This is a genomic window from Rossellomorea sp. NPDC077527 (assembly GCF_044542955.1).
GTDB classification, from domain to species: domain Bacteria; phylum Bacillota; class Bacilli; order Bacillales; family Bacillaceae_B; genus Rossellomorea; species Rossellomorea aquimaris_E.
In genome coordinates, this window is the sequence record NZ_JBITVL010000001.1 from 739,051 (window position 1) to 756,560 (window position 17,510).

Annotated in this window: 15 protein-coding genes; 8 read left to right on the top strand and 7 right to left on the bottom strand. The window is 44.7% G+C overall.

The window, feature by feature from the left end; translation table 11 throughout:
- Positions 1 to 23: 23 nt before the first annotated feature.
- Both ACIGG7_RS03870 and ACIGG7_RS03875 read left to right on the top strand, forming a co-directional pair.
- Positions 24 to 1,763, top strand: coding sequence for an ABC transporter ATP-binding protein (locus tag ACIGG7_RS03870; protein ID WP_397548885.1), 1,740 nt, complete (start codon positions 24 to 26; stop codon positions 1,761 to 1,763).
- Positions 1,760 to 3,538 (top strand): ABC transporter ATP-binding protein, encoded by a 1,779-nt coding sequence (locus ACIGG7_RS03875; protein ID WP_397548886.1) that lies wholly within the window; start codon positions 1,760 to 1,762, stop codon positions 3,536 to 3,538. The genes ACIGG7_RS03870 and ACIGG7_RS03875 overlap by 4 nt, the downstream gene beginning before the upstream one ends.
- Before the next feature lie 83 nt (positions 3,539 to 3,621).
- Here ACIGG7_RS03875 and ACIGG7_RS03880 read toward each other — a convergent pair whose 3' ends face one another.
- Complete coding sequence (locus ACIGG7_RS03880; RefSeq protein ID WP_224942799.1) at positions 3,622 to 3,825, bottom strand: IDEAL domain-containing protein; 204 nt, start codon at positions 3,823 to 3,825, stop codon at positions 3,622 to 3,624.
- A 151-nt stretch (positions 3,826 to 3,976) separates the two neighbouring features.
- Between ACIGG7_RS03880 and ACIGG7_RS03885 the strand changes: the two genes are divergently transcribed.
- Positions 3,977 to 4,687, top strand: coding sequence for an SDR family NAD(P)-dependent oxidoreductase (locus ACIGG7_RS03885; RefSeq protein WP_397548887.1), 711 nt, complete (start codon positions 3,977 to 3,979; stop codon positions 4,685 to 4,687).
- A gap of 14 nt (positions 4,688 to 4,701) precedes the next feature.
- Positions 4,702 to 5,061, top strand: a complete 360-nt coding sequence (locus ACIGG7_RS03890; protein ID WP_397548888.1) for a MerR family transcriptional regulator — start codon at positions 4,702 to 4,704, stop codon at positions 5,059 to 5,061.
- Between the two features lie 73 nt (positions 5,062 to 5,134).
- Here ACIGG7_RS03890 and ACIGG7_RS03895 read toward each other — a convergent pair whose 3' ends face one another.
- The 5 genes from ACIGG7_RS03895 to asnB form a co-directional block, all read right to left on the bottom strand.
- Positions 5,135 to 5,929 (bottom strand): YibE/F family protein, encoded by a 795-nt coding sequence (locus tag ACIGG7_RS03895; protein WP_397548889.1) that lies wholly within the window; start codon positions 5,927 to 5,929, stop codon positions 5,135 to 5,137.
- Positions 5,926 to 7,044: a YibE/F family protein gene (locus tag ACIGG7_RS03900; protein WP_397548890.1), complete on the bottom strand. Its 1,119-nt coding sequence runs from the start codon at positions 7,042 to 7,044 to the stop codon at positions 5,926 to 5,928. The genes ACIGG7_RS03895 and ACIGG7_RS03900 overlap by 4 nt, the downstream gene beginning before the upstream one ends.
- Before the next feature lie 590 nt (positions 7,045 to 7,634).
- Entirely contained in the window at positions 7,635 to 7,967 is a 333-nt protein-coding gene (locus ACIGG7_RS03905) for an SdpI family protein (RefSeq protein WP_397548891.1), read from the bottom strand.
- Between the two features lie 32 nt (positions 7,968 to 7,999).
- The gene (locus ACIGG7_RS03910; RefSeq protein ID WP_397548892.1) at positions 8,000 to 9,709 is read right to left on the bottom strand and encodes a S9 family peptidase; all 1,710 of its coding nucleotides are present in this window, start codon (positions 9,707 to 9,709) and stop codon (positions 8,000 to 8,002) included.
- Between the two features lie 317 nt (positions 9,710 to 10,026).
- Positions 10,027 to 11,850, bottom strand: a complete 1,824-nt coding sequence (asnB, locus tag ACIGG7_RS03915; RefSeq protein WP_397548893.1) for an asparagine synthase (glutamine-hydrolyzing) — start codon at positions 11,848 to 11,850, stop codon at positions 10,027 to 10,029.
- Between the two features lie 364 nt (positions 11,851 to 12,214).
- Here asnB and ACIGG7_RS03920 point away from each other — a divergent pair, with 364 nt between their 5' ends.
- The 3 genes from ACIGG7_RS03920 to ACIGG7_RS03930 all read left to right on the top strand — a co-directional run bounded on the left by ACIGG7_RS03920 (position 12,215) and on the right by ACIGG7_RS03930 (position 14,212).
- Entirely contained in the window at positions 12,215 to 13,048 is an 834-nt protein-coding gene (locus ACIGG7_RS03920; protein WP_397548894.1) for an STAS domain-containing protein, read from the top strand.
- Between the two features lie 154 nt (positions 13,049 to 13,202).
- A complete protein-coding gene (locus ACIGG7_RS03925; protein WP_397548895.1) occupies positions 13,203 to 13,760 on the top strand; it encodes a hypothetical protein in 558 nt (185 codons plus the stop codon).
- A 119-nt stretch (positions 13,761 to 13,879) separates the two neighbouring features.
- Positions 13,880 to 14,212 (top strand): hypothetical protein, encoded by a 333-nt coding sequence (locus ACIGG7_RS03930; RefSeq protein ID WP_397548896.1) that lies wholly within the window; start codon positions 13,880 to 13,882, stop codon positions 14,210 to 14,212.
- A 53-nt stretch (positions 14,213 to 14,265) separates the two neighbouring features.
- Here the strand turns inward: ACIGG7_RS03930 and ACIGG7_RS03935 are convergent, their stop codons facing one another.
- The gene (locus ACIGG7_RS03935) at positions 14,266 to 15,117 is read right to left on the bottom strand and encodes an STAS domain-containing protein (protein ID WP_397548897.1); all 852 of its coding nucleotides are present in this window, start codon (positions 15,115 to 15,117) and stop codon (positions 14,266 to 14,268) included.
- Between the two features lie 178 nt (positions 15,118 to 15,295).
- Here ACIGG7_RS03935 and ACIGG7_RS03940 point away from each other — a divergent pair, with 178 nt between their 5' ends.
- Positions 15,296 to 17,338 (top strand): DUF4179 domain-containing protein, encoded by a 2,043-nt coding sequence (locus tag ACIGG7_RS03940; RefSeq protein ID WP_397548898.1) that lies wholly within the window; start codon positions 15,296 to 15,298, stop codon positions 17,336 to 17,338.
- Positions 17,339 to 17,510 lie beyond the last annotated feature (172 nt).

The window sequence follows — 17,510 nt, forward strand, 5'->3', positions numbered from 1 at the left end:
AGAATTTTGTGAGGGGGTCAATCATGAACTTATTAAAAACTACTTTAAATCATTTTAAGCCATATTGGAAAACGTTATTGGTAGCACTTCTGTTTTCCATCATCGGCGGTCTCTTTACCATCGTTCCATCGATTCTCGTGAAGCGATTGGTGGACGACGTCATCGTTGGAGGGGATCTGAACTTCCTGGTCTGGGTTGTCGCAGGGATTCTAGGTGCGTATCTTGGGAAGTCCCTGTTTGAAACGATGCAGGAATATGTGCAGGTGAAGATCGGTCTCGATGTGATCACGGATATGCAGATCCGGGCATTCAGGAAGCTGCACCGGACACCGATGTCGTTCTTCTCGAAGACACCGAGGGGAGATATGCTTTTCCGCCTGACTCATGATGTGGAATCGATCCAGAATCTGAATAATACCGTTGTTCCCCGAATCCTGCAGCAGGTGGTGGGGGCGGTTGCGGCCTTTTCCACTGTGTTTGTTTTATTCTGGCCGGCAGCCATCGTCATGTTCGCGGTCTTCGCGATCTATATCGTACCTTCTTTTACATTGGGGAAAAAGATGCGGAAGATGAGTGCCGTGCAGCGGGAAATGAGTGCGGATATGTATCAGCATCTGCAGGAAAGCATTGAAAGCGTCCGGTTGGTCAGAACCTACCAGACGCAGGAAGTGGAAGTCGGAACACAGGAGAAGAAGCTGAGTGATTGGAAGCAGTTCTCGATCCGTGCAGCCCTGATCGGGAAGGTGAACTGGCGTCTAGGGAATCTGTTTAACATCGCGGCACCCGGCGTGGTGATGTTGGTTGGTGGCTGGGCGATATGGGACGGGACGATCACGATCGGGACGCTCATTGCCTGCCTGAGCTTTATCCCCATCATGTTCTTGCCGGTGAGGTCGATGGCAGAACATGCTTTGACAATTCAACAGGCGATTCCAGCACTGCAGCGAATCTATGAATATTTCGATCTGCCGGAAGAACATGAAGAGAAGCTTCCTGCTTTTGGTCCGGTAAAAGGAAAAATAGATTTACAGAATCTATGGTTTTCATACCCCGGGACGGATAAACAGGTGTTAAAGGGTGTTTCTTTGTCACTCGATCAGGGGAATCATATCGGGATCGTCGGAACGAGCGGTGGAGGAAAGAGTACGCTGGTTCAGCTGTTACTGGGTCTTTATGAACCACAGCAGGGATCGGTCATGATTGATAACAAGAATTTATTTGACTATAACCGAAACAGTTTCCGTCAGCAGGTAGGGGTGGTATCCCAGGAGACGTTTCTATTGAATAGTACCTTAAGGCAGAATCTGTTATACGGAAAACCCGATGCAACGACCGAAGAACTCGATCAGGCTGTGGAAGCGGCAGGCTTGAAGGAATTGATTCTTTCACTGGATGAGGGGTATGAAACCATCGTCGGGGAAAGGGGATTGAAACTTTCCGGAGGACAGAGGCAGCGTGTCGCCCTCGCCCGTGCAATCCTGAGACAGCCACCTGTCCTGATCTTCGATGAAGCGACTTCTTCCCTGGATGGGGAAACGGAAGAGCGGGTTCAGGCATCCTTGGAAAAACTGATTCCGGGCCGGACCACGATCACCATCGCTCACCGCCTTGTCACGGTGAGGAATGCCGATGTCATCATTCTCCTCGATGGAGGAGTCGTGGCGGAAAAAGGCACTCATGAAGAATTGCTTCTCAAACAAGGAAAGTATTTTGAATTATACAGGGCTCAATATAGCGAGCTTGAAAGGGAGATGATCGGATGACGGCCGTTCAAGGAAAGAATCGTGACGGAAGAAGGGTGCTGAGCTTTCTTCGTCCCTATAAAAAATGGGTTATAGCAGATTCCGTCGTCATTGCCATCAGCCAGGTATTCTCGGCACTGATTCCGACACTCGCCCTCAGCTGGCTCGTGGACACGATCATCCCGAACGAACACTATAACTGGCTATGGGGGCTCATGTGGCTCTTGATTTTATCTGCCGTACTGGATCTGGTCATGATGGTCATCGACGAATATTTCTGTCATCAGACGGCGAAGACCGTGACGAACTGGCAGAAGTTGAGACTGTTTCGCCATCTGCAGATCGTCCCGTACTCGTTTTATCATCATAATTCCACAGGGGAGATGCTGGCGAGAGTGTCGGATGATCCGGATACGCTCCATAATTTTCTCGCATGGGAAGGCTCGACCTTCATGGCAAGCGTACAGGGGGTATTCATCTACAGCCTGGTGCTTCTCTGGATTCATCCCTATTTGATGATCACTAGTGTGGTCCTGGGTGTGATTTTCTATTGGACTTCGAATATGGTAGGGGCAAGGACCCGATTGGCGTCTGCAGATGCAAGGAAAGAAGCATCGAGATATCTAGAGAGACTGAGAGAATCCGTGACGGGAATTCATTTGTCCCGGGTCATGGGTGTGTCTGATAGTGAAGTGGATAGCGTCATCTCCATTCGTGACAGCTTCGTGCAGCACTCAGTGAAAGAACTGAAAGCGAGGATGCAATCGGTTGTGGTCATCGCAAGTTATAATGGATTTGCTCTAGGGCTGGTCTATTTGATCAGTACACTCTTAATCTGGAATCAAGGGCTGACGAGTGGTCAAATGCTGACAGCCGGTGGACTCGTGACGATTGCAGCCAATGAGATGCAAAGGCTGCTCCGGAACTGGCTATCGGTGAGAAGAACAGGTCCGGCATTGGATCGTTCCGAGATTTTACTTGCTGAAGATGTTTCTGAAGCCGAGGTGTCAGAAGGCATACAAGGAGAGCGAGCTCTTGGCAGCATCCGCCTTCAAGATGTAGCGTTTTCTTATCCTGGTAAAGATGAAAATGTATTAAAAGGTGTATCCTTTTCCATCGGAGCAGGGGAAAAATGGGCACTGGTCGGGCCAAGTGGTTCTGGAAAATCCACCATTGTCGATCTGATGTTCAAACTTTATGATACGGGAGTAGGCCGGATAGAGGTTGATGGTCGTGATATTCGGGAGTGGGACACAGCGTGGCTCCGGTCACAGATGTCGATCGTGACTCAGGATGTTCTGCTTCGAAGCGGAACCCTGGCCGATAATCTTCGGATTGGAAAGCGGGATGCGACGGAGGAAGAACTCTTGAAAGCACTTGAAGACAGCGGGCTCGGTGACCTGATCGAAACGTTGCCGGAAGGGCTAGATACGTCAGTCGGTGAAAGGGGAAGCTTGCTCTCAGGCGGACAGAAACAGCGTCTGTCCCTGGCGAGGGCCCTTTTGAAGGACGCGCCGATTTTAATCCTGGACGAAGCAAGTTCTGCCCTCGATCCCATAACGGAAACGAAAATCAACGAAGCCGTCCTTCGGGCAGGAAAGAATCAAACGATTATCATCGTTTCCCACCGGTTATCAACGGTCCTGTCTGCTGATCAAATTGTCGTTCTTGAGGATGGAAAGATTGTAGAACAAGGAAAGCATGGAGATCTGTTACAGAATCAATCGGGAGTGTATTCACGGTTGTTTGGCAGGGAAGCAGAAATCGGCGGAGCAACGATCGATTATGTGTCGTGATGCCTTGACAAAATAAATGAAACACGAAAAGGACGATTCCTAAACAGGAGATCGTCCTTTTTTACTAATCATGAATGATTCCATTATCCAACATTCTGAATCTGTTTCAATTCCTCCGTCAAGCGCAGGAACTCTTCTTTATTCCGATTGCGTAATGCCTGGTCAATACCTTGTGCGATTTGCTCTTTCCGAAATGTAAGCAGTGCCTCGTCCAATATCATTTCTGCAAATAGTGATTCCATGTGATTTACATCAGACTGCGGTGAGTTCAGCAAATACTTCTTCATGACAATCAGCTCCTTGACCTTTTTTCTATTATACTAACCATTAATAGAATATTCAAACATTTTATTTTAAAAAATATTCTTGCCCTCAACCTTGGTTCAGGGTGTATTCTTCAAATAGAACATCAAATTAAGATAAATGGAGGAAAAATATATGACAAAATATGCTTTAGTAACAGGCGCAAATAAAGGAATTGGGTACGAGGTTGTTAAACAGCTGGCTGAAAGTGGATACGAGGTTTTCCTGGGTGCACGAAATGAAGAGTTGGGGAAGAAAGCGGTGGAATCCTTGGGTTTGTCGAAGGTAACGTTCGTTCAATTGGACATCTCTGATTCGCGGTCCATTCAAGACTCTGTCCGAACGATAGAGGGGATGACGGATCACCTTGATCTATTGATTAATAACGCAGGGATTGCATTGGATTTTAACATTCAACCAAGTGAAGTGAAAGTCGAGATGCTGCGTGACATCTTTAACGTGAACTTCTTTGGGACATTCCAAATGATGCAAGCATATCTGCCTCTTTTGAAAAAGGAGAAGAACAGTAAGATTGTGAATGTGACGACCGATATGGCATCACAGACAATGTTCGATAATGGTGAGGTTCATCCTCTGAATATTCTGGGGTATAACTCATCCAAGACGGCGGTGAACTCATTGACATTGTCATTTAGTAAAGAATTGGGCAGTGCGGGTCCTGAAGTATTAGGTGTAACGCCTGGGTTCACCTCTACTGATTTAAACGGCAATGCCCCGGGTGGGAAAACGACGGCTGAAGGAGCCGAAGTCATTGTTCAATATGCGTTGAGTGAAACAGACTATCATGGTAAAATTCTTAATTATAATGGAATCATTCCATGGTAAAAGGATGATAAACAATGGACTATTCGATCGGGCAAGTTGCAAAAATGAACAATATGACCATTTCACAACTGCATTACTACGATCGCCAAGGGCTGCTGCCCTTCATCAAAAGGACCGATAGCGGTGACCGGACCTTCGACGAAGGCTCACTTAAATTCCTAGAGATGATTCTCTGTCTAAAAAACACGGGGATGCCGATTAAAAAGATCAGGGAATTTGTTCAGTGGACGATGGACGGGGAGCGGACTCTTCCTGAACGTATGGAGATGATGCTCGAGCAGGAACGAAATGTCCGTCAGCAAATAAAGGATATGGAAGCCAATCTGGAGAAAATACAGATGAAAATAAAGAGGTATGAAAATGAGATGAAGTAAATGGAAAAACCCGACTCTTTTTTAGAATCGGGTTTTTTTATCATTATTTTTTCCCTTATGAGGGACGGACCTTCTATTGATCGACCGGAGGTTCATCTGGGACAGGGGACCTGTCCCTTCGTCCCACGAGATAATAGGCCGTGATGGCCGAGGTGACGGGGATGGCAAGGGCGACTCCGAGTCCTGCTGCACCGATGAAGATCATTTCGGATGTGAACACTTTGGAGTTTACGATTTCCCCGATGGAATACGAAAGATCTTTGAACCAGATCAGGAGCCCCATATATCCACCAAAGAAGGCAAAGAACAACGTATTGGCGCTTGTTCCGAGAATATCCCTTCCAATGCTGATCCCGGATCTGAATAAGTCCTTTCTGCTGATCGTTGGGTTGTGGTAAGCCATTTCCTGCATAGGGGATGAAATGGCGATAGTAACATCAATGATCGCTCCGATCGTACTCATGATGATCATGGAAGCCCCGATTTTCACAAAATCCACTCCGACATACAGGGAGAAAGCCCCGATTTCTTCGGTTTCTTCCTCGCTGAATCCCTGGATCATCGCCGCGTCGGTCAGCTCCAAAATGAAAAAGATCAGGGCACCTGTTGTGACAATCGTTGAGATGAAGGCCGTTACGGTCTTAATATTGATTTCACTGATGTAGAACAATGAAATACAGCTGATCAAAACGCATGCGAACAATGTCAGGACGACCGGATTCATATCAGGGTCATTCATCATGATGATGGCGAGGAGAAGTACACCTGTATTAAGGAATAAAGCTACAAAGGACCTCGCCCCTTTCTTGCCTCCGACTCCGACCATGAGGGCAAAAAGGATAATGGCAAGCCATACTTGAACCGTCATGATGTCACCCGCTTTCTGTTAACAAAGTAGATAGCCGTATAAATGCCGATGGGAATCGCAAGTACGATGCCGATGCCTCCAGTGAGGGCCCTTGTCATTTCCAGAGAAAGATTCATGGAAAGGGTGAATCCGAGCGGTGATGCATTTTTAAAATAAAGGATGAGCATGGGAATGCCTCCGCTGATATAGACGAAAAACAAAATGTTTGTCATCGTCCCCATGATATCTTTTCCAATATCAAATCCTGACTTTCGAAGAGCTTCCGTGGAAATGTCAGGGTTTTTCTCAAAAAGTCCAAAGATCGAGGAAGACAGGGTAATCGCCACATCCATCACGGCACCCAGGCACCCAACCAAGATCCCTGCCATAAACACCATTTGATACGGCCGGGTGAGGTACTGCATTTCCTCATATCGAAGTCCATTACCTGCAGTGAAACGGATGACCACATAGCTGATGAGTAGCGTCATAAAAGTACAAATCAGGGTCGCCACCACTGCTGCGTAGGTCTTCTCATTAAAGCCATTTACCATTAACAAGGAAATGAGGGTGAAGAGAATCACTCCTACACTACAAGCTAGCAAGAGACTGATATTCTGCGAGTTCAGATAAGCATCCAACGCATAAGAAAGGATGAGGGCGTTCACTGCCAGTGTGATGAGGGAGAACAGCCCCTGCTTTTTCCCTACAATCAATAAGAAAAGGATAAAGGCCCAGGTGATGATCATAAGATATAGATCCCGTTTGACATCATCAATATTTCCAGTCAGCTTGCTGCCTTTTTGATGATCATCAATCGTAACAAATAATTCGTTCCCAGGTTTATATCGCTGATCGTTGGCACCCGACATGGAATATTTATTGGATAAGAGAATGGTCTCTCCTTTATGTTTTCCGTTTTTTAATACGGCTTTCAACTCCTGTATGTATACCTTGTCTTTATTTCCGGTTATATCCTCCATATCTGTCGTTTCTACAATCTTAGAGCTTGTCACTTCCGCAATCGGTCGGTCATAAAGCCCTTGATTGTGGGTGACGAAATATAAAGAAGCGAGAACACAGATAGCCAGGAAGGTTAAGAATAGTATTGTCTTATATTTTTCAAGTGCTTTCATGTTTCATCCTCCAACTCCTGGATGAATCATTCATCCAAATCGTAATCATTATTCCATATCAGGAGGGATTTCGCAAAGACGGACATGAAAAAAGAGGCTGGGACAAAACTAGATAAATTTAATCTAAAGACAAACATTCTGTATTCATGATTTTATGAGGATTACGTGTTACACCGCTGTTGATTTCCGTGCAAGACTTCGCTTTCCTCGGGCGGAAGGCGAGCCTCCTCGTCGCTATCGCTCCCGCAGGAGTCTTCGTCATGCACTCCAATCAACAGCTAGAACCTGCAAAATACCCATTATATTCTTTAAGAACAATAAAAAAATCCGAACAAGTTCGATTTCCATTAAAGAATTTCGAATCATCGTTCGGATTTTTTTGCTACAGCCCTTTTGTCCTTGCCTCTTCATAACGAGATTGTCACGCCGCTTTAGAAGCGTTACGCCAATCTTTTGAATGTGATTTCTCACCTTCTCCTTTAATGTAATGTATGAAACGGGTTTCAGAGCAAGGGGGAACCAAAAATATATCGAAAAAATAAGAAGATCTGGCACTGATGTGGACAGATCTTCTTTGGTGGATGAAATGTTTACAGTCTGTTGGCATAAAAGAAAATCCCTACAATAGGTGGAATGATCCATATGCACGGTAAAAATACCAGTATCACCTCAGCTGTCCCCGTAAAAGGAGGCAAGAACAGAAAGACGATTCCGGCCAGGCATAAAGGGAAAGACCAAAGGATCATCTGCATGGCGCCATACCGGTTAATCTTATACCAGGCTTCATCGGACTCAAATGATTTTGATATACGGATACCGTAAATGGTATTCATGCTGGCTTTCCCTAGAAGTAACGGGATGCAGAGACCGATATAGATAAGTGCTGCAGCAATGTTCGTGAGGGAAACGCCGATATTTTCCAACCAGAAACCCCCTTTTGCAGAATGTAGTGGCATTAAATCCCTGCCTCTACCAATCCATCCAGAAATGTGCGAATCGCTTTATAAGCCTGCATTTCATTTTTCTTCTTCGTAAATCCGTGCCCTTCATCAGAGAACAGGAGATATTCAACAGGGATTCCTTTCTTTGTTAACTGATCTACAATGCGTGCCGACTCCTCGGTTTTCACCCTCGGATCATTCTCCCCATGAACAATGAACATTGGCGAGTTCATGTGATCGATATAGGTAATAGGAGAATCCCTGATAAGCTTGTCATAGTCTTTTTCCGGATTTCCGACCATTTGATCCATCAGTGGCTTCCAGCTTGCCTTTGCTTTCTGAAGGAAGGTCAGGAGATTGGAAATGCCAAAGATGTCTATGATTCCACAGAAGTATTCGGGATGCCGCCCGGCAAGAAGCAGGCTCATATACCCTCCATAGCTTCCGCCCATCGCGATGATCTTTCCTTTTTCGGCAATCCCTTCCTTGATGAGCCAATCCAACCCTGCCACACAGTCATATCGAGGTCCGTCCCCCCAGTTCTGTTCCACCATTTTCTCGAAGGAAGCTCCGTAGCGTTTGCTGCCCCTGAAGTTGGGGGCTAAGAGGGTGTAGCCGCTTTGGACCAGGTATTGAAACAGGGGTCTGTATTTCATCCGCTCCGTCTGCTGCGGTCCACCATGGGGCCAAAGAATACTATATCCGTTTGGTTTTTCCGGTTTGAATAGCAGGGCTTCGATTTCAAGTCCGTCACTGCTTTCATAATGCACGATGTCCGGTTTGATCATGCTTTCCTCTGAAACGCCAAGTACTTTGGCATTTGTCATCTGGGTCCACTCGCCGCTCGTATCTCTTTTGTAAATCGCATCGGTTCTATCAGCTGAAAGACCGAGCAGAAACAGGTTCCCTTTCTTGGTGATCTTTATTTTTTTGATGACATCACATGGGATACTGATGCGCTCCACCTTCAATGTCGACAAATCATACTCATATAGATGGTCTTTGACGCCTTTTTCTGTAGTGACGAGGATTCTATTCGACTTCTCGCAGTATTGAATCGATGTGCATTCTTCTTTTTCTAACGTAAAGACAGGGTGAAATTCATAGGTTGAAAGGTTAAAAGAAGCCAGGTATGAAAATTCTTCTCCATAGTTAGTCGTGAAATAGACGAAATCCTTTGTCAGAAGAACATCATTGATCATATGAGGACTTGCAGGGTCCGGAACCATCGGGATTTTCTTATTGCCAGACTGATAGAAGGCAGTGGCATAGGTGTTGGAGTAGGTTTCTGTGAATACATAGCTTCCATCGGCAGATACGGCTGCCACCACGATGGGGGCTTCTTTTCCTTCCTGGATTAACATGGTTTGCCCTGTTTGTAAATCTGTTTTGTAGATGTTCATTAATGGATTTTCGTGATTGGTAGAGTAATACATTTCCTGATTATCTGTAAAATAGGCATGATAACAGGTGGAACCGGATTCCTCCTCATGAAAGGGAACCGGGGTTCCTCCTGATAGAGACATATAATGCAGATGGTAATTTTCATCTCCATCCACCTCAAATGTTGCGACGATCTGATCCTGACCGATGTGGATGAGGCTGCTGTTCTGGTTGATGGTCGTCAGGGGGTAGGGGAACAGGTGGGGAAGATCCATCGCCCAAAGGTTATAGTTTCCGTTTAGATTGGTACTAAACACAAGAGTGTCTTCGGATTCATTCACATGGAAAGTACTGATTTCAATGGTGTGGAAATAATGTTCGACTTCAGGTGATGTGCGGATAGGACATTCCTCCTTGGAAATAAAACAATTTATAGGTATATTATTCCATTTGAGCAAGGGAGAGGCAAGAAGAAATAAACTGTTCAGGAGTAGACAGGAGAATGATCGGGGGCAGCATCCGAAAAACAGGCACATTCATCTTACAAACTTCTACAACTATTTCCCCGGAAATTGATAAATAATTGTAGAATTCGACGTTTCCATAAGGTCTTCACAAAGAAAGGAGCCAGGGGAACTGTCCCTCTGGCTCCTTTACATTAGATGGCAATCTTAATATTGTACTCTTTCAGCCATCCATTCACTTGAATCAAATAATCCAATAAACCCTTCGCACTGGAATCAGGCAGGCTGCCTTTTCCTTCTGCAATCTTTCTGACAGTCTCCACCTCAATCAACTGGAGAATCGGTGAAGATGGGTCATCCAATATGGACATCATCCATTTCTTAACCCCGTCAAGATAAGCGTCATCCTTCGTACTTGGATATGCACTCTTCCGTCTATTCCGTACATCGTCAGGCAGATAGCCTTCAAATGCTCGGCGGAGGATCCCCTTCTCGATGTCATCGATATTCTTCATTTCGAATGGGATATTCCATAGATATTCTACAAGGCGGTAATCACAAAATGGTACCCGTACCTCGAATCCGGTCATCATACTCGCCCGGTCTTTCCGGTCGAGCATGAACGGCAGAAAGCGGGTGATGAACATATAGGACATCCTTCTTTGCTTCGCCTCGACATCACTCTCGCCCTCTAATAGAGGGAGCTCAGAAAGTGCTTCCTGATATCGTTTCTTCTGGTATTCCTGGATTCTCAGTTTGTCCTTCAGGTCTTCCTTCAGCACACCGGCGATCCCGCCGATGTTCAGAAGCCAGGGAAATACATCAGCCTCAAGGAATTCATCTTGATGGAACCATGGATAACCAGAGAACACTTCGTCTGCAGATTCTCCTGATAAAGCAACGGTTGCTTCTTTCTTCATTTCTTTGAACAACAGGTAAAGGGATGTCTCGATTTCCCCGACTCCCGGAAGGTCACGTGCTCTCATAGGGGTTAAGAGATTGTCCACAAGTTTCTCTGCATCAAAGACGATAGAGGTGTGATCGGTGCCGACGTGATCGGATACACGCTTCACCCACGGTTCATCTAGGTCCCGTCTAAGGAAGTCTTCCTTGAAGCTTTCCTCGTTGTTGACGAAGTCGATGGAATAGGTAGGGAGGACTTTATTTTCTTCCTTGAACTCCTTACCGGCTATCGCCGTAAGTCCACTGGAATCAAGTCCACCTGAAAGCATGGACACAAGTGGCTTGTCAGCGATCAGCTGTCGCTTGACTGTGTCCTCAAGCAGTCCGCGGATCGTTTCGACCGTAGTCTCCACATCATCAGTATGTTCCTTACTTTCCAGTTTCCAGTATTGCACGGTGTTACGATCTTTTTTCGTAACGGTCATATAGTGGCCTGCACGAACTTCATATATATCTTTGAAAATGGCCTTTCCAGGTGTCTTCATCGGACCGAGCCCAAATACTTCAGACAAGCCTTCCGTATCGATTTCCGCCTGAACGTCCGGGTGGGCAAGTAAAGCCTTGATTTCCGAACCGAACAGAATCGCATCATCTTTTATGGTATAAAATAACGGCTTCACTCCAAGGTGATCGCGTCCGAGCATGAGTCTTTCTTTTCCTTCATCCCAGATTCCGAAAGCGAAGATGCCGTTGAAATGATGCACACAATCCTCGCCCCATTCAAGATAGGCATGAAGAAGTACTTCTGTATCGGAGTTTGTCGTAAACCGGTGATGTTTCTCCTCCAGTTCATCCCGCAACTCCAGATAGTTATAAAGCTCTCCATTATAGGTCAAAGCAATGGTGTTTTTTCCGTTCTGATAGAGCATGGGCTGCGTCCCGCCGTCCGGATCGATGACAATCAGTCGCCGGTGACCGAGTGCAGCATGACCCTGTATCCAGCTTCCTTCTGCATCGGGGCCACGATGTTCAATGGCATCGGTCATCTTCTTCAAGGTCCGTCCCTCATTTGTAAGTTCTCTTGACCAGTTAATCCAGCCTGCAATTCCACACATAATCCATACGCCTTCTTTCTTTTATTACATTCCTGGTGAGCGCTCTCCAAGAAATGGGTTGATCGTGATGATCCCATTTACGGGTTCACGTTAAACTGTAAATCTCTTACTCTGAAATCGTCAAAGGATTATGGTTAGGATTTGAGAAAAAATGTAAAAGGTCTATCTTTCTTTCCAGTGAATTCCTAAAAAATCATGCCCTTTGTCTCAATAAATGTGAGGCGGAAATACTAGGGGCTATTGGCTGAACTTTTTGCTTTCTTTTATGTGTGGGACATAGTACATTACACTTAGAGGAATAAAAAAATACTCAAGAACGGACCATCAAATCTATTTAGCTCTTCATAAGGAAAGTAGGTCGAATATGCAGGTATCGGAAAAGTTTTATGAGTTTATGAGCGAACGCACGTGGCAACTGACGGAAATGTGGTACGACTCCCTGGACAAAAGTGATTCGTCTGGCGTATACGCCTCCAAGGATTCGAATGTTATCCAAACATTGAAGGAACAAAACCACGCGTTCCACGAACGCTTTTGTGATCTTTTTAAAGATGTGGGTCAGGATACATTATGCAATTTCGAGCAATGGATCGAGGAAATTGCCAAGGATGAAGAACATTTGCAAACCCCGACCCATTATATCCTGAGGGAATTTTTCAGGACTCAGGAGCAATACTTAGAAATCTTAAAGGAATTCATCCGTTTGCATGGCAGTGAATATTCCCTCGAGGAAATTGAGTCATTAAGAAACTTGATCATCCAGACCTTTAGTCTCGTTATCTCAAAGTTCGCAGAAGAGAATTATGAGTACTCACAAAGACGTCTGAATGCTCAGCAGGAGATGATCAAGGAATTAAGTTCACCAGTCATCTTGTTGAATAGAAAAACCGGTGTTCTTCCGTTGATCGGAGACATCGATACGGGCAGGGCCAGATACATCCTGGAGAATACTCTGGCTGAGTGTGTCGAAAAGGATGTAGAGCATCTATTCATTGATTTATCCGGAGTCATCATGGTAGATACGATGGTTGCCCACCAGCTATTCCAAATCATAGAAAGCTTGAATTTAATCGGGGTAAAGAGCACGATTTCAGGCATCCGTCCTGAAATTGCACAAACGGCGATTCAACTTGGAATTTCATTTGAGAATATTTCAGTTACCTCTACTCTTGAAAGGGCATTAAACGAACAGGGGTAAGGTGAAGAAAAGAGCGGTGGAATCATCGCTCTTTTTTTTATTAATGATGAAATTTTTTGTTTAAAACCAATCTATATAGGGAAATACCCCCATTATAGAGTGAATTTGGTAAGATAGTCCCTTAGTGAAATTCACCCTAGAAGGAGGGGGCACCATGAAATTCGTTAAAATGATCCGGAATCATCACTATGGATTCAGATGTGGATCACCTAATTCTGACTGCATGGATGGTGAAAGAAATCCGGTTTTTATCAATCGGGAGGTGCAGAATCTCTTTTATACGGGGCAACCGGTTTATACAACCGAAATCACCTTGCCAAAAGAGGCTGATCAGGAGTGGTCTGGCTGCTTCTGTTACTTGGAGGAATATACTCAGCCTGCAACAGAGAACCGGAATATCGGTTTTTTGCCTAAGGAAAGTGTCATATGGGTAAGGAACATGAGTCACCTGGATAACGGCACCCCATACTACAACCGGTCCGTCCATCCACTGGTGATGGAAGCGACAGGGGATAAAGGGAACATGGTGGCCGATACATGGGTGAAGATGCGTGTTGAGGATGCGTTAGAGCGAACCCGACTATGGAAGGAAAAATGTGCTGTCCTCCCTGAGTGGGTCACTGAGTGTTATTTGATGGAACATCAGGTGAAAAATCTGATTTATCCTTCATCAAATGAGAAAGTCATGGAATTTTGGTTAAGTAAACATTAACACACAGAAGTGTCTCTCTGTGACCTTTTTTTGTTATACTACATAGCAGGTAATCTTATACTCTAGTAAGATTAAAGTGTTACATATATGTACACTTTCTATGTAAAAGGGGAATTCACTTGAAATTTGACGAATTGAATCCAGAACTCGTGGCGCTATGCGGAACAGCCGACCATTTTCATATGGCTGAAACCGTGATCGGCAGTCCCTTAAGGGGCTTGGACATCCTCTCTCTAAAAGGGATTGAGCGGAAGAGATCACTTCCAACCGATGTGACCAACCTGTTGATCATCTACTTCTTCACAGAGGTGAAAGGAACGGTCTATCATCGGAACGCTCTGTCTAAATTATATAATCACTGGGTATCGAATGAGGCATTTACATTTTCTAAAGCACAGGAGATGGTGAAGCTGGATATGCATTCAGTGTTGGGTGAAATGGATCGTTTATAAATAAAAAATGAAAGAGGTCTGGGCCGAGTGGGGTCCAGACCTCTTTCATTTGGTCAGTTACTTTCTTTAATGCTGTATCCGAGGTTCTTCAATGCCTGGATCATGGTGGAGTGAATGTTCAAATCCCCAAGAGGAATCCCGAGCTGGACGGCGGTTTGAGCGATGGCAGGCCGAATCCCCGTAATCAGTGGATGGACTCCTACCAATGTGAGAGAGTTCATCAATTCAAAGATTTTCTGAGCCACCATGGTGTCAATAATTGGGACGGCTGAAAGGTCCACCACGAGATGCTGGATTTCCTTTTTGACACATTCCGCCAGGGCATGCTCTATTATATACTTGGCCCTCGTTGTATCAATGTCCCCGATAATGGGAAGGATTGCGATCGTTTCAGACAGTGGGATGATGGGGGAGCTTAATTCATTGATCAGCCCCATCTGATCTTTTAATCTATTTTCATAATGAGTTTTATATGAGATGACAAAGGTTTTAATCACTTTATCGAAGGTAGAATGATAGGTTTCGATCATATCAAAAAGGTCTTCCTGCTTTAATTCTTCGTTTTCAATCAACCAGGTCTTCAAATAATGAAAATACAGGAATCTGAATCGGTGAAATTGATCCAATACTTTATCAATGCTTGTTCCATCATTCACACGTTCTTTGGCTATAGTGTTTGACCAGTCGAGGAGCTCCTGGGGAAGCTCCTCGTTCTTATCTGCAATGGTACCCGTCATAAAACGGATAAAACTTCCCGATTCCTGCTTCAGTTTTTCTTCAACCTCTGTAGAAGCATTCGCATCAAAAATTGAAAGTTGATCAACCTCACGCATCCCTAACCATTTATCAATGATTTCCTCCGACTGCGAGTGAAAATAGTCCATGAACTTATCCTTTGTTTTCATTCTCACGCCTCTTTCATATCCTAATAAATATCACTTTGGTAAAAAAATTATAGATGAGATCTTGGAGATTCGTCAATTAGATTTCAGAGTTTCGAAGATGATTTTCAAGAAAAGGATTGTGAAGTATTGGGAATTTTGAAATAATTAAATGTAGGTATTTGGAAGGGGGGAGACAGCTATGGTAAAAGTGGAAACCAGTACCGTAACGGCTAAATGGATCAATAAAAGGGAGATGGAAACGATTCTTAACCGTTTTGAAGGGGAAAAGGATTCGTTCTACGCCATGGGTAGGGTTTTCATAGAGTGTCAACAAGATATAGAGGATGCATTTTACCGTACGATCATCCATTTTGAGAAAGAAGCGCATAAACGCAGTAAGGGGTTTTCTGCCATATCCTTTTTCCTAAAGGAATGTTTGGAGATGTCACGCCGCCCATCGAGTACAGATGGAGAAGATTCATTTGGCGTTTTTCAACACCTTGATGCAGGGGACAAAGAGGCTGTGGCATTGGTGTATGTGAAAGGGTGTTCCAATGAAGAAGCTGCCAGTATCCTAGACATCACCGTTGATGAGGTGAAATCCCATCTATTCTCAGGAATTCGAAAGCTGCGGGAAGTGATGGGGTCTGATACCGGGGTCGCTGGCTGTCACAACTATCAAGAGCATTATCTGGATTACCTAGGAAGAAATATGGATCGCCCAGAAAAAGTGGATTTCGAAATACATATTTATCATTGCCCGAATTGTCAGGAGGACCTTGCCTCGTTCCAGGAAGTAACCCTCGCACTTACCCAATTGGGGGAAGATACACATGTTCCTGCAGGTTTCATGGACAGAATCAAATCAAGGCTACTCGAAAGGGAAGAACGCAGGCAAAGACATAAGAAGAAAAGAAAGTCGATTCTGCTTTCTGTTGCTGGTGTTTTCGCCATCCTCTTCATAACGGGATTGGTGACCGGAGGATTTGCGAAGCTCTATTATTCCTATACAGAAGAGAATGAACAGCTGCGGTCCTTTCTACAGGAAGGTCTCGCTGAACGTTTGGATCTCGAGGCGGAAAGTAATGGCGTCAAGATCACAATCAAAAGCGTTGTGGCTGACGACGTGCAGACGCTTGTTTTCTATGAAGTGGAGAATGAGAAGAAAGATGAACGGTATATGATGAGTAATTATGAAGGCATCTTTATCGAGAATGAACGGGATGTTCTGAAGATGGATTCGAATAACCAATATTACTCCCCTCCAATCGATCAGGATGACATACATAATGACGAAAAAAATGTATACAGAGGAACAATGAGTCTGTTGCCGGTTTCCGTTGATAAGGGCACCATTAAACTGAACGTGGCAAGACTTATGAAAGTGCTAGCCGATCCGAAGGAGGGAATGGCCGGAGGTATGGAGATGAAATTTGCTGAAGGAGATTGGAGCTTCGATATCCCATTTGAAAAGCAATCTTCCCGGGTACATATGCTGAATCAGGTGGTGGAAGTAAGCGGGATCCCTGTACGCTTGGATCAACTGACCATAGCTCCGACTACTACACTTCTACAATATGGTTTTCAAAATGATCGGGAGAAAGAACGAATTGATAGAATCAACTTTGATTCTATCACTGTCGATGGAGAAAAGAAAAAAGCAAATATATACGGAGGGAATATGTATGTTGACTCATATGATCAACAGGGCTGGGACTCCTTTACGTCAAGCTTCGATACACTCTATTTTGACGATCCAGATGAGGTGACGGTCCAATTCGACTCTATCCATCTAACGGTAGACGATCGCAAAACGGTTGAGTTGGGTTCCGCAAACGATCTCCCACAAACATTCCAGTATCAAGGGAACACCGTCACGATTAATAATATAGAAGTTGGGAATCCCGCACATGTGAAATTGACCCATGATGTGAACAAGGAACGAAAGTACGAAAATATTCATTTCGGTTTCTTTGATTATAATGAAAGAGCGGATGATAATATCTCTATTGGTATAAATGGGGGTGACGGAGTGCTGATGGACAGAGACGGGAATATTCACAAACCTGAGGAGTATGTCTTTAATCTAGAGGAACGACCCCGCTATTTTGATACAGAGCAATCAATTGAATACTATAATCAGTCTTCCGATGAAGACATTGTGCCGAAACAGCTTGTCATTGAAGGATACAGCATGACCAAATACATTGATAATAAAACGAAATTGAAGTTGGATGAGTAAAGGGACCCAAGGGGACAGGTACCTTGGCTCCTGCAGCCTCGTTTCACAAAGAGAACAGTACGATGCTGTTCTCTTTTTTTTTATGACCTAATTCACTACAGAATAACTTCCCCCGACCGAGAAACAATAGGTTTGTCGTCACCAGGGTGACAAAGTTAGTTTTCATCATCCT